Source organism: Paraburkholderia oxyphila NBRC 105797, from assembly GCF_000685075.1.
Classification (GTDB): Bacteria; Pseudomonadota; Gammaproteobacteria; order Burkholderiales; family Burkholderiaceae; genus Paraburkholderia; species Paraburkholderia oxyphila.
Genome location: NZ_BAYD01000003.1, coordinates 26,117 through 38,075 on the forward strand (window position 1 = coordinate 26,117; position 11,959 = coordinate 38,075).

General features: G+C 65.5%; 11 protein-coding genes. 7 read left to right on the plus strand and 4 right to left on the minus strand.

Going from position 1 to position 11,959, the window contains the following annotated elements:
• Nucleotides 1-171 precede the first annotated feature (171 nt).
• The 3 genes from pdxH (at nucleotide 172) to BO1_RS49305 (ending at nucleotide 3,786) form a co-directional block, all read left to right on the plus strand.
• On the plus strand, nucleotides 172-807 hold the full coding sequence (gene pdxH, locus BO1_RS01770; protein ID WP_028216075.1) for a pyridoxamine 5'-phosphate oxidase: 636 nt from the start codon (nucleotides 172-174) through the stop codon (nucleotides 805-807).
• A gap of 240 nt (nucleotides 808-1,047) precedes the next feature.
• The gene (locus BO1_RS01775; RefSeq protein WP_028216076.1) at nucleotides 1,048-2,262 is read left to right on the plus strand and encodes an SAM-dependent methyltransferase; all 1,215 of its coding nucleotides are present in this window, start codon (nucleotides 1,048-1,050) and stop codon (nucleotides 2,260-2,262) included.
• A 156-nt stretch (nucleotides 2,263-2,418) separates the two neighbouring features.
• On the plus strand, nucleotides 2,419-3,786 hold the full coding sequence (locus BO1_RS49305) for a DUF72 domain-containing protein (RefSeq protein WP_245643683.1): 1,368 nt from the start codon (nucleotides 2,419-2,421) through the stop codon (nucleotides 3,784-3,786).
• Between the two features lie 80 nt (nucleotides 3,787-3,866).
• Here the strand turns inward: BO1_RS49305 and msrA are convergent, their stop codons facing one another.
• Both msrA and iscB read right to left on the minus strand, forming a co-directional pair.
• The gene (gene msrA / locus BO1_RS01785; protein ID WP_028216077.1) at nucleotides 3,867-4,415 is read right to left on the minus strand and encodes a peptide-methionine (S)-S-oxide reductase MsrA; all 549 of its coding nucleotides are present in this window, start codon (nucleotides 4,413-4,415) and stop codon (nucleotides 3,867-3,869) included.
• A gap of 83 nt (nucleotides 4,416-4,498) precedes the next feature.
• Nucleotides 4,499-5,800: an RNA-guided endonuclease IscB gene (gene iscB, locus BO1_RS49310; RefSeq protein ID WP_043283537.1), complete on the minus strand. Its 1,302-nt coding sequence runs from the start codon at nucleotides 5,798-5,800 to the stop codon at nucleotides 4,499-4,501.
• 538 nt (nucleotides 5,801-6,338) lie between these two features.
• Between iscB and BO1_RS01795 the strand changes: the two genes are divergently transcribed.
• The gene (locus BO1_RS01795; RefSeq protein WP_028216078.1) at nucleotides 6,339-6,863 is read left to right on the plus strand and encodes a flavin reductase family protein; all 525 of its coding nucleotides are present in this window, start codon (nucleotides 6,339-6,341) and stop codon (nucleotides 6,861-6,863) included.
• 129 nt (nucleotides 6,864-6,992) lie between these two features.
• On the opposite strand, the gene BO1_RS01800 is transcribed toward BO1_RS01795, so the two are convergent.
• The gene (locus BO1_RS01800) at nucleotides 6,993-7,493 is read right to left on the minus strand and encodes an Lrp/AsnC family transcriptional regulator (RefSeq protein ID WP_028216079.1); all 501 of its coding nucleotides are present in this window, start codon (nucleotides 7,491-7,493) and stop codon (nucleotides 6,993-6,995) included.
• Between the two features lie 132 nt (nucleotides 7,494-7,625).
• Here BO1_RS01800 and kynB point away from each other — a divergent pair, with 132 nt between their 5' ends.
• The 3 genes from kynB to kynA all read left to right on the plus strand — a co-directional run bounded on the left by kynB (nucleotide 7,626) and on the right by kynA (nucleotide 10,590).
• Nucleotides 7,626-8,264, plus strand: coding sequence for an arylformamidase (gene kynB / locus BO1_RS01805; protein WP_028216080.1), 639 nt, complete (start codon nucleotides 7,626-7,628; stop codon nucleotides 8,262-8,264).
• A gap of 72 nt (nucleotides 8,265-8,336) precedes the next feature.
• Nucleotides 8,337-9,587, plus strand: coding sequence for a kynureninase (gene kynU, locus BO1_RS01810; protein WP_028216081.1), 1,251 nt, complete (start codon nucleotides 8,337-8,339; stop codon nucleotides 9,585-9,587).
• Between the two features lie 10 nt (nucleotides 9,588-9,597).
• A complete protein-coding gene (gene kynA / locus BO1_RS01815; protein ID WP_028216082.1) occupies nucleotides 9,598-10,590 on the plus strand; it encodes a tryptophan 2,3-dioxygenase in 993 nt (330 codons plus the stop codon).
• Between the two features lie 141 nt (nucleotides 10,591-10,731).
• Here kynA and purM read toward each other — a convergent pair whose 3' ends face one another.
• A complete protein-coding gene (purM, locus tag BO1_RS01820; RefSeq protein WP_028216083.1) occupies nucleotides 10,732-11,793 on the minus strand; it encodes a phosphoribosylformylglycinamidine cyclo-ligase in 1,062 nt (353 codons plus the stop codon).
• Nucleotides 11,794-11,959: the final 166 nt, after the last annotated feature.

The window sequence follows — 11,959 nt, forward strand, 5'->3', positions numbered from 1 at the left end:
GGACCGATCGCGCACTGTCACGGTCCTTGAGAACGCATATTTTGCCTGATCGCGACCAAACGGGCTGCCCCCCGGCCGATCAAGGCGCGGGCGCTGCGCCCCCGTCGCGTTGCCGCTGCCTTCGCCGCTGTCTTCGATATACTAGTCCGCATTGAAGCGTCTGCATAAAAAATGACCTCGCTCGCCGACCTCCGCAAGAACTACTCGCTCGGTTCGCTCGACGCCTCCGACGTCGACCCTGACCCGATCCGCCAATTCCAGACCTGGTTCAGCCAGGCGCTCGACGCCAGGCTGCCCGAGCCGAACGCGATGACCGTCGCGACCGTCGACGCAGAGGGCCGCCCCGCCGCGCGCATCCTGCTGATCAAGGGCGTGGACGAACGCGGCTTCGTGTTCTTCACCAACTACGACAGCCGCAAGGGCCGCGAGCTCACCGCCAATCCGCACGCGGCGCTGCTCTTTCACTGGATCGAGCTCGAGCGCCAGGTGCGCATCGAAGGCCGGGTCGAAAAGACCAGCGACGCGGAAAGCGACGCGTATTTCCAGTCGCGCCCGCTCGGTTCGCGCATCGGCGCGTGGGCCTCGGAACAAAGCGCCGTGATCGGCAGTCGCGCCGAGCTCGAAGCGCGCGAGCGCGAAATCAGCGCGCAGTACGGCGAGCATCCGCCGCGGCCGCCGCACTGGGGCGGCTACCGGCTCGTGCCGGACGCCATCGAGTTCTGGCAAGGGCGTCCGTCGCGGCTGCACGACCGCATCCGCTATACGCGGGACGGCGCCGCATGGCGTATCGAACGCCTCGCCCCCTGATCCAGCGCGACTTCCCGAAGCTTCGCAGAGTTCCACCGCATCACCCCGTAGTCGCTTCACCCCGCATCACGCGTGCGCCGCAGTTCACCGCGGCGCCGTGCCAGTCAGTTTTGCCTCGTAGCACGCATTGCAGTTCGCTTTTGTCTTTGGGCTTGAACCGTTCATCGGAACACAACCATCCCGCAGGGGACCGGAGTCAGCAGGCAAGCACTCACTCCGGATCGGCACGGAGAGAAACGCATGTTCTGGGAGAAAAAACTCGCTCAGTGGGTCGACGAAGTGCGCAACAAGGCCAACCTGCCCGCGCGGCTCGTGCTCTGGAGCGGCCAGCAGTACGACTTCGGCCACTTCGCCGCCCCGCAGGTCACGCTGAAGGTCAACAGCGCATCGGCGCTGCCGCTCTTGCTCGATCCCAGCCTCGACAATCTCGGCGAGGCCTACGTGAAGGGCAAGATCGACATTGAAGGCCGGCTCGCCGACATCATCGACATCAGCTACTCGCTCGCGCGCAACACCATCACGAACGCGGGCAAGCTCGCACGGGTGCGCCGCTATTTCACGCACTCGAAGAACACCGACAAGCAGGCCATCCAGTACCACTACGACGTCTCGAACGAGTTCTACAAGCTGTGGCTCGACGAGAACATGGTCTATTCGTGCGCGTACTTCGAGAACGGCGACGAAGACATCGGCACCGCGCAGCTCAAGAAGATCGACCACATCCTCACCAAGATCCAGCTGCAGCCGGGGCAGACGCTGCTCGACATCGGCTGCGGCTGGGGCGCGCTCGTGCTGCGCGCGGCGCAGAAGTTCGGCGCGCGCTGCGTGGGCGTGACGCTCTCGCAGAACCAGTTCAACCTCGCCACCGAGCGCGTGAAGGCCGCGGGCCTCGCCGATCGCATCGAGATCCGCCTGCAGGATTACCGCGACATTCAGGGCCAGTTCGACCGCATCACGAGCGTCGGCATGTTCGAGCACGTCGGGCGCAAGAATCTACCCGGCTATTTCACGAAGGTGCGCGAGCTGCTCGCCGACGACGGCGTCGCCATGAACCACGGCATCACGTCGAGCGACGCCGAGAGTGGCGAGACGGCGCTGGGCGCCGGCGAGTTCATCGACCGCTACGTCTTTCCCGACGGCGAACTGCCTCACATCGGCCTCGCGCTCGAAGCGGCACAGCGCGGCGGGCTCGAGGCGGTTGACGTGGAGAGCCTGCGCCGTCACTATGCGCACACGCTCGGCATCTGGGCGGAGAACTTCGAGGCCCGCGCCGAGGAAGCGAAAAAGCTCGTCGACGACGAGAAGTTCCGCATCTGGCGCGTCTATCTGGCGGGCTGCGCGTACGCGTTCGAGCACGACGACGTGTCGATCTACCAGATCGTCTGCCGCAAGGCCGGACGCAGCGCGAAAACGCTGCCGTGGTCGCGCCGCTATATGTACGAGAAGCCGCTCTGATGCCGCTTCGAAGGATCGGCGAGACGTGCAGCGGCGCAGGCATCGGCCCGCGCCGCTGTGTTTTTTTGCGGGAAGGCGCGCTTGTCAGTCGTGCCCGAGCCTGGCCCCTTGCGGCGGGCGGCTTTGACCACCCGATCGCCATCACGACTCAAACGCATGAACGAACGCGACGACGGCCTTTTCGGGGCACTAGAGAACGACAGCTCCGGCGCGGCGCCGCCAGAGGATGACGGCGAAGCGCGCAACGCGACGCGCCCTTCGAGGCAACCGGGCCGCACGATCGAGAGACGCAATACGCGGACTGCACGCGCGGAAGCTCAGCCCGATACCCAGACCGACCTGTTCGGCTTCGTGCCGCCCGAGCCGCGTGAGCCACAGCTGGGGCGCGGCACGCGCCGCAAGGCCGCCGATGCTGCAGCCACGGAATCGGCGCATGACGACGACGACGCCGTCATACGCGAACGCCCAGCGCAGACCAAAGCCGCGAAGCCGGCCCAATCGTCGCCAGATTCGCCCGCCCCACGCCGCCGTGCGAAAGGCGTGCTGCCCGCCATTCCCGAGCAAGACGTGCTCGATCTCGCCGCCGAGCTGCCGCCGGGCGTGCGCCTGGGCACCTCGTCGTGGTCGTTCCCGGGCTGGCGCGGCATCGTCTACGGCGACGACTACAGCAACTCCAAGCTCGCGCGCGATGGGCTCGCCGCCTATGGCGCGCATCCGCTCTTGCGCTCGGTGAGCATCGACCGCTCGTTCTACGCACCGCTCACCGTCACCGACTACTTGCGCTACGCCCAGCAGGTGCCGGACCACTTCCGCTTCATCGTGAAAGCGCCCGCGCTCATCACCGACGCGAGCGTGCGCGGCGATCGCGGCGAGCCGGTCTCGGCCAATCCCTGCTTCCTGAACGCCGACCTTGCCGCGCGCGAATTCGTCGAGCCGTGCCTCGCGGGACTCGGCGCGAAAGCGGGCGCGCTCGTGTTCCAGTTCCCGCCGCTGCCCGACCAGTTGCTCGCCGATCCGGCCGCCTTCGTCGAGCGTCTGGCGGCCTTTCTCGCCGCACTGCCGCCGCTGCCCGTCGATGGCCCGTGCTATGCCGTCGAGATCCGCGACGGCATCCTGCTCACGCCGCGCTTCGTGCGAACGCTGCGCGCGGCAGGCGTGCGCTACTGCGTCGGGTTGCACGCGCGCATGCCCGACCCGCTGCGCCAGGCCGCGGCGCTCGCGCTGATGGACGGGGAAGTGCCCGCGGGCCCGCTGATCGTGCGCTGGAGCCTGCACAGTGGCTTCAAGTACGAACAGGCGAAAGCGCGCTACGAGCCGTTCGACAAGCTCGTCGACGAAGACCCGCACACCCGCGACGCCCTCGCCGAACTGGCCGCGCGCTACGCGATCGCGGGCCAGCCGGTGCTGATCACGACCAACAACAAGGCGGAAGGCTCGGCGCCGCTGACCTGCGCGAAACTCGCGCGCGCCATCGCCGACGAAATGCTGCGCATGCGCAGCGAAAGCGCCTCGACGGCCGAATAGGGCCGCGCAATAAAAACGGCGGACGCCGTTCAGAAGCCTGAACCGCGCCCGCCGTCCCTATGAACGCTTTTACGCGCCGCTCACTCGGCTTTGAGCCGATGCGCGAACTTCTGGCGGAACTTCGCCACCTTGGGCGCCACGACGAACGCGCAATAGCCCTGGTTCGGATGCTGCGCGAAGTAGTTCTGGTGATACGCTTCGGCAGGGAAGTAATTGCCGTCGAGCGGCACCACCTGGGTGACGATTTCGCCGTCGTAGACGCCCTCGGCCTTCAGCTCGCGGATCGCCTGCAGCGCCGTCTCGCGCTGCGCCTCCGAATCCGTGAAGACGACCGAGCGATACTGCGTGCCGACGTCGTTGCCCTGGCGGTTCAACTGGGTCGGATCGTGAATCGCGAAGAAGATGTCCAGAATCTCGCGATAGCTGATCTTCGCCGGATCGAAATCCACCTTCACGACTTCCGCGTGGCCCGTGTCGCCATCGCAAACCTGCTCGTAGGACGGGTTCGCGGCATGGCCGCCCGCGTAGCCGGACTCCACCGCGACCACGCCGTCCACGCGCAGATACACCGCCTCCAGACACCAGAAACATCCGCCGCCGAGCGTGGCGGTTTCGATCGTCTGACTCATCCGATTACGCGGGAAACCTCGGCATTTATGCCGTGGAGGGATAGCACGGCGTGCGAAGCACGCCCTACACCCGCATCTCCTTGTCAAAAGCTATCCTTGGGTTGAGGGGCGTACGAATAGCCATCGCCGCGCTGAATGAGCGTGCAATAGCGGTAGCTGATACCTTGAACGACAGCACGGGCCGTCTGAATGTTGAACGAGCCAGTGGCGCGAACAGCAACGCGGCCGATATGGCTGCCGGCCTTCTTGCCGCCCGGCACATTGGCACGGACATGGTCGCCAGTCTGGAATCCATGCACCTGCTTTTGCCGCATGAGATATCCTCGAGCAAACCCATGTCGCGTCAGGCGCGTGCGTTGATAGCTGCCGCGTCCGCTAGCCTTGATGGCCAACGACGGGCGTTGCCAGTCGCGAATGCTACCCACATCTCCCACACAGACCGCATCAAAAGCATGGGTCTTGGGTATGCCGTGCGTGACCCGGTTGAATTTCGTGCGGGCACCCGAGGCGAGTTCGAGCGGCAGACCGGTGGCCCGGAGCGCATTGGCAAGCGCCCAGCGCGTGGCATTGACCGCTGCGGCGTCCTTCAGCGGACGCGAGGCGGTCGCAAGGATGCGCGCCAGGCGTTGCGGGTCCTTGACGTACTCGCGCACATCGCGCGCCCCTTTGTCCTGGTTGCAGTTGCTGCATGCGATACCCAGATTGCCGATGCGGTTGCTGCCGTTGCGCGCCTTGGCCGTGAGGTGTTCGATCTGCAGCGGACGCCCCTTCACATCGCAGTAGATGCAGGTACGGTTCCACTTCTCCAACAGATACTCGCGCACCTCGTAGCCCGCGAGTGTTCCTTGCTGATACTCGATGCCGGAGATTTCCGGGTTCTCGAGGCGCTGCAGATCAAATCGAACAAGTTCGGACGAAAGCGCCGTGACCGGCGCCCAGCGACGGATACGGTTCACCCATGCCGCCGTCGTTTCCACACGATGGCGCAAACTCGTCGGCAGCCACCCCTGCGACCTCCTGCGGTTCAGGAAGCGCGGCGCGCGGTAGCGCACATTGGAACCGCGACGGCGCCGACGAAATGCGCGCCGTGCCGCGAGTGCCTCGCTGATCTGACGGCCACGATGGACCAACTCGAACAGGTTGAGCACGGCCACACCATGATCGGCCTCGCGCACGAGCGCGATCCCTGTGACCTTACTGCCGGGGTCGAGTTTGATGCGCATCGGTTGGCGTGCGCAGGCGCCAGCCTTGCGATCCACGAGCCGGATTACGAACGGCATTACACGATGCACGCGCGCACGACCACGTGCGAGCAGCAGCGTCGCGCGCTTCTCGCTGCACGGCATCAGCGGTTTGCCACTTCGATCCAGCACGAACACCGACATGTTGGCTCCTGTTAAAACGTTGCCCTTACGGGCCTGGTGACGCTTCCCTTGCGGGAAGTCTCCCCTCGGCCATGTTGCACAGCAGGTGTCAGCGAAAGTACTGACGGGGACGGTCCGTTTCGTGCTTACCCGGTCGCTTGTCTGCAACCGCCCCTTCCAGAGCCTGACGCTGAGGAAGCACGCCAGGGTGGGTCTGCTGTCTTCTGCGCAACGTAGCGCCTCGCGGCGCTCGGCCTGGTCAACCCAAGCTTGGCTACTGCCTCAAGCTCCGCCCTTGAGGGCGGGGTAGTTGACGCTGCACTCTCCTTGAATGCCGCGCCGGCGCCACTGTCGTGAGTTCCGAAGGCCCGCGCAGCTATTTGCTGATTTCCCGCTTCATCCAAAGCCGCCAGGCCAATGAGCCGTCACCCGCCGCTTTTCGTTAAAATTGGGGCAATTCGCCGAAATTACACATGACGTTCAGACCGACTCCCGCCTGCGCCGCCCGCCCTGTCCCGCTCACGCCGGGCACGCGCCCCAACGCCCGGGGCGTACGCCCATGACCCGCCGCGCCAGCCCACCCAACTTCGACGACGCTGCGTTCCGCCGCGCGCTCGGCCAGTTTGCGACCGGCGTGACCGTCATCACGACGCGCGCGCCCAACGGCCAGCTGATCGGCATCACGGCGAGCTCGTTCAACTCGGTCTCGCTCAGCCCGCCGCTCGTGCTGTGGAGCCTCGCGACGCGCTCGGCGTCGATGCCGGTGTTCCGCAGCAACAGCCATTATGTGGTGAATGTGCTCGCCGCGTCGCAGCTCGACCTGTGCAAGCGCTTCGCCACCGTGAAAGGCGACCGCTTCGAAGGCGTTTCGCACGCGGCCGGCGACAGCGGCATGCCCGTGCTCGACGGCGCCATCGCGTGGTTCGAGTGCCATAACCGCAGCCGCTACGACGAAGGCGATCACGTGATCTTCGTAGGCGAGGTGGAACGCTGCGGCGTTCGCGAACCGGGCGACGACAGTAGCGACAGCGCCTCGCCGCTCGTGTTCCACGGCGGCGCATTCCATCAGCTCCTGCCGCTCTAGGCCGCGGCTGCCACTAGCGCTTCGAAAAGCGCAGCCGCCCCCTTACCACCGCGGGCGTGGCGGCTCGCAAGCGGCTCACGCCTCACCAAGGGGGACAGAACGGAATCCCCGCAGTGCCGGGCGCATCGATCAAGCCTTCGGCTCCCCGCGATGCGCGATCAAATCGACCGGGATGCCCGCCTCGACCTTGAGCGTGGTGAGCACGATGTTCGAGCGGATATCCATCACGCCCGGCGCCTTGTAGAGCTTGTTGAGCACGAACTCCGAATAGTGCTTCAGGTTATGCGCGAGCACGCGCAGCAGATAGTGCGTCTCGCCAGTCACCACGTAGGCCCCCACCACCTCGGGCCAGTCACGCAGCGCCGTGACGAAGCGCTCGTGCCAGCTTTCCTGGTCGTTGCGCATCGAGACCTGCACGAAGGCCTCCATTTCAAAGCCGAGAATCTCCCGGTTCAGGCAAGCGCGATAGCGCTCCACCACGCCCTGCTCTTCCAGCAGGCGCAGCCGCCGCAGGCACGCGGACGGCGAAAGCGAAATACGCTCGGCCAGATCGAGGTTGCTGATACGTCCCTCGTTCTGGAGCACGGCAAGAATCCGGCAATCGGTGGCATCGAGCGAGATGGCATTCATTTTTTGGTCTCCGTTCCCCTGTTGACTCAAATTATGTGCCAAGAACTGTAGCGTACGGCGTTTTTTTCGCAAGCACATTTCGCGACGAGTTGCCTATCATTCGAAACACACGGAGACAACCTCGTCAACAAGATGAACGACCTCTGGGACATTTCCCCACCCATTCAGCCCGAAACGCCCGTCTGGCCCGGCGACACGCCCGTTGGCGTCGAACGCGTCTGGCGCATGGAAGCCGGCTCGCCGGTCAACGTGGCGCGCGTGACGCTGTCGCCACACACCGGCGCGCACACCGACGCCCCGCTGCACTACGACGAGGCGGGCGCGCCGATTGGCGCCGTGCCGCTCGACGCCTATCTCGGCGCGTGCCGCGTGATTCACTGCGTGGGCGCAGCGCCGCTCGTGCTGCCCGGGCACGTGCAAGCGGCGCTCGATGGCATCCCGCCGCGCGTGCTGCTGCGCACCTACGCCAGCGCGCCGCAGGATCGCTGGGACAGCGCGTTTTGCGCGGTCGCACCCGAGACGATCGACCTGCTGGCGGCGCATGGCGTGCGCCTGATCGGCATCGACACACCTTCGCTCGACCCGCAGGAATCGAAGACGATGGACGCGCACCACCGCATCCGCGCGCATCGCATGGCGATTCTCGAAGGCATCGTGCTCGACGCCATCGCGCCCGGCGACTACGAACTGATCGCGCTGCCGCTGAAGTTCGCGACGCTTGACGCAAGCCCCGTGCGCGCCGTGCTGCGCGCGCTGCCCTCCCGGGCGTGAACAGCGAAGTTTTACCGAATTGCTCACCGCCACCGCCCTGACCCGACACTCTCACCGCACCGAAGAATCGACATGAACGACCGTAACGACGCATTGGCGCTCGACCGCGCCGACCCGCTCGCAGCACTGCGCGAACAATTCACGCTCGCGCCCGAAACCATCTATCTCGACGGCAATTCGCTGGGCGTGCCGCCCGCGGCGAGCGCCGCGCGCGCACAAGCCGTGATCGGCGGCGAATGGGGCGACGGGCTCATCCGCAGCTGGAACACGGCAGGCTGGTTCGCCATGCCGCGGCGCCTCGGCAACAAGCTCGCTGCGCTGATCGGTGCGGCCGAAGACGAAGTGGTCGTGACCGACACCATCTCGATCAACCTGTTCAAGGCGCTCTCCGCCGCGCTGCGCGTCGCGAACGCGCGCGATCCGAAGCGCCGTGTGATCGTCTCCGAGCGTTCGAATTTCCCGAGCGACCTGTACATCGCGCAAGGCCTCATCGAGCAACTCGACCGCGGCTATGAGCTGCGCCTGGTCGACGACCCGAGCGAGCTGCCCGCCGCCATCCGCGAAGACGTGGCCGTCGCGATGATCACGCACGTGAACTACCGCACGGGCGAAATGCACGACATGCGCGCGCTCACCGAGCACATCCACGCGCAAGGCGCGCTCGCACTGTGGGACCTCGCGCACTCGGCCGGCGCGGTGCCCGTGGACCTGAACGGCGCGAATGCCGACTACGCGGTCGGCTGCACCTACAAGTACCTGAACGGCGGCCCGGGCTCGCCCGGCTTCGTCTGGGTGCCCAAGCGCAATCAGGACGCGTTCTCGCAGCCGCTCTCGGGTTGGTGGGGGCACAAATCGCCGTTCGAGATGCACCCCGTGTATCGCCCGGACAACGGCATCGGCCGCTACCTGTGCGGCACGCAGCCGATCGTTTCGATGGCGCTCGTGGAATGCGGCCTCGACGTGTTCCTGCAGACTGACATGCAGGCGATCCGCCGCAAGTCGCTCGCGCTCACCGACCTCTTCATCGAACTCGTCGAGACGCGCTGCAAGCAATACCCGCTCACGCTCGTCACGCCGCGCGAACATACGCAACGCGGCTCGCACGTGAGCTTCGAGCATCCGCACGGCTATGAGGTCATGCAGGCGCTGATCGCGCGCGGCGTGATCGGCGATTATCGCGAGCCGCATGTGCTGCGCTTCGGCTTCACGCCGTTGTATGTGCGTTATGTCGATGTGTGGGATGCCGTGGAAACGCTGCGCGACGTACTCGCGACCGAAAGCTGGCGCAAGCCCGAATTCGCCGCGCGCGGCGCCGTGACCTGAGGAGCCGGACATGACCGACCACATGCAGATTCCGGGCGTGCCCGACACCGACGCCGCCCCGGCTCACGCCAAGGACGCCAACGAAAGCGCGCGCGGCGGCTGTCCGTTCGGGCATGGTGCTGCGGCGGCAGCGCCGCAAGCGGGTGTGGGCGCCCCGACCACTTCGGGGGCGACGCAAAACGGCGAAGGCTGGCATGAGGCCCAGCTCGACTTCTCGAAGTCGATGAGCTATGGCGATTACCTCTCGCTCGACGCCGTGCTCAACGCACAGCATCCGCTCTCGCCCGATCACAACGAAATGCTGTTCATCGTCCAGCATCAGACGAGCGAGCTGTGGATGAAGCTCGCGCTCTATGAGTTGCGCGCCGCGCTCGCGTGCGTGCATCGCGACGAGCTGCCGCCCGCTTTCAAGCAGCTCGCGCGCGTCTCGCGCATTCTCGAGCAGCTCGTGCAGGCGTGGAACGTGCTCTCGACGCTCACGCCCTCCGAGTACACGGCGATGCGGCCGTATCTGGGCGCTTCGTCGGGGTTCCAGTCGTATCAGTATCGGCAGATCGAATTTCTGCTGGGGAACAAGAATGTGCAGATGCTCAAGCCGCATGAGCATCGGCCCGAGATTCATGCGCAGGTGAAGGCCACGCTCGAGGCGCCTTCGTTTTATGACGAGGTGATCCGGCTGCTTGCGCGGCGTGGCTTTGCTATTGCGCCCGAGCGCCTCAATCGCGACTGGACGCAGCCGACGCTGCATGATGCGTCTGTCGAGGCGGCCTGGCTCGAGGTTTATCGCAATCCTTCGCAGTACTGGGATTTGTATGAGATGGCCGAAGAACTCGTCGATCTCGAAGACGCGTTCCGGCAGTGGCGGTTCAGACATGTCACGACGGTCGAGCGCATTATCGGGTTCAAGCAGGGCACCGGTGGAACCAGCGGCGCGCCTTATCTGCGCAAGATGCTGGATGTCGTGTTGTTTCCGGAGCTTTGGCATGTGAGGACGGTGTTGTAACGACGCCCTCGCGCCATAGGTATACCTGCGCCAGAAATGACTTCGCGCCGGCCGGCGGGACTTCAAGAGTCCGCCGGACCGGCGCGAATGCGTTGCTGGCTCAACCCCGGCGCGCGCCGGGGCTTAAAACACAACCGCGCGTCAGACCACCACCGTCTGCGCTTCGCCTTCCTTGCTCTCGCGCACGACACCAATCTTCCAGACCTGCTCGCCCTCGGCAGCCAGCAGTGCAGCCGCCGCATCGGCCTGATCCGCGGCCACGATCACCGCCATGCCGATGCCGCAGTTGAACACGCGATGCATTTCCGCATCCGCCACACCGCCGTGCTTCTGCAGCCACGAGAACAGCGGCGGCAGCGGCCACGCCGCATGATCCAGCTCGGCCGTGAGCCCTTCGCGCAGCACGCGCGGAATGTTCTCCACCAGACCGCCGCCGGTGATATGCGCCATGCCCTTCACGCCGATGGTTTCCATCAGCTTGAGCAGCGGCTTCACATAGATGCGCGTGGGCGCCATGAGCGCGTCGGCAAGCGAGCGGCCGTCGAAGTCGGCGTTCAGATCCGGGTTCGCGCGCTCGATGATCTTGCGCACGAGCGAAAAACCGTTCGAATGAATGCCGCTCGAAGCGAGACCCAGCACCACGTCGCCGGGAACGATCGTGCTGCCGTCGATGATCTTGCTCTTCTCCACCGCGCCAACCGCGAAGCCGGCCAGGTCGTACTCGCCGTCGGGGTACATGCCCGGCATTTCCGCCGTTTCGCCGCCGATCAGCGCGCAGCCCGAGAGCTCGCAGCCCTGTGCGATACCCTTCACGACCGTGGCCGCCGTATCGACGTCCAGCTTGCCGCACGCGAAGTAGTCGAGGAAGAACAGCGGCTCGGCGCCCTGCACGAGGATGTCGTTCACGCTCATCGCGACGAGATCCTGGCCGACCGTGTCGTGTTTGTTCAGATGAAACGCGAGGCGCAGCTTGGTGCCCACGCCGTCGGTGCCGGAGACGAGCACGGGCTCCTTGTACTTCTTCGGCACTTCGAAGAGCGCGCCGAATCCGCCGATGCCGCCCATCACGCCGTCGCGCAGGGTCTTCTTCGCAAAGGGCTTGATGCGGTCGACGAGCGCGTCGCCCGCGTCGATGTCCACGCCCGCGTCGCGGTAGGAGAGCCCTTGCTCCTGATTAGCGGGGCCGGATTTCGGTTGATTCATGGGGAAGAGGCAGAAGGTCGGTAAAATGCGATTTTAACCGATTGAAGGCGCCCCGCCGCCGCGGCTCGTGTGAGTATTTTGGTCGTAGCGGAGCGGGGCCTTCAAGCGGAAACCACGTTTTGTCGCCGAACAGACTAATTTTCAAGCGATACCAGCGTCAGGCCGT

Coding starts and splice junctions, on each gene's coding strand:
- kynU (WP_028216081.1), top strand. CDS start 8,337: ATGAACGACCGTAACGACGCATTGGCGCTCGACCGCGCCGACCCGCTC.
- BO1_RS01800 (WP_028216079.1), bottom strand. CDS start 7,493: ATGAATGCCATCTCGCTCGATGCCACCGATTGCCGGATTCTTGCCGTG.
- pdxH (WP_028216075.1), top strand. CDS start 172: ATGACCTCGCTCGCCGACCTCCGCAAGAACTACTCGCTCGGTTCGCTC.
- iscB (WP_043283537.1), bottom strand. CDS start 5,800: ATGTCGGTGTTCGTGCTGGATCGAAGTGGCAAACCGCTGATGCCGTGC.
- kynB (WP_028216080.1), top strand. CDS start 7,626: ATGAACGACCTCTGGGACATTTCCCCACCCATTCAGCCCGAAACGCCC.
- BO1_RS01795 (WP_028216078.1), top strand. CDS start 6,339: ATGACCCGCCGCGCCAGCCCACCCAACTTCGACGACGCTGCGTTCCGC.
- purM (WP_028216083.1), bottom strand. CDS start 11,793: ATGAATCAACCGAAATCCGGCCCCGCTAATCAGGAGCAAGGGCTCTCC.
- BO1_RS49305 (WP_245643683.1), top strand. CDS start 2,419: ATGAACGAACGCGACGACGGCCTTTTCGGGGCACTAGAGAACGACAGC.
- BO1_RS01775 (WP_028216076.1), top strand. CDS start 1,048: ATGTTCTGGGAGAAAAAACTCGCTCAGTGGGTCGACGAAGTGCGCAAC.
- kynA (WP_028216082.1), top strand. CDS start 9,598: ATGACCGACCACATGCAGATTCCGGGCGTGCCCGACACCGACGCCGCC.
- msrA (WP_028216077.1), bottom strand. CDS start 4,415: ATGAGTCAGACGATCGAAACCGCCACGCTCGGCGGCGGATGTTTCTGG.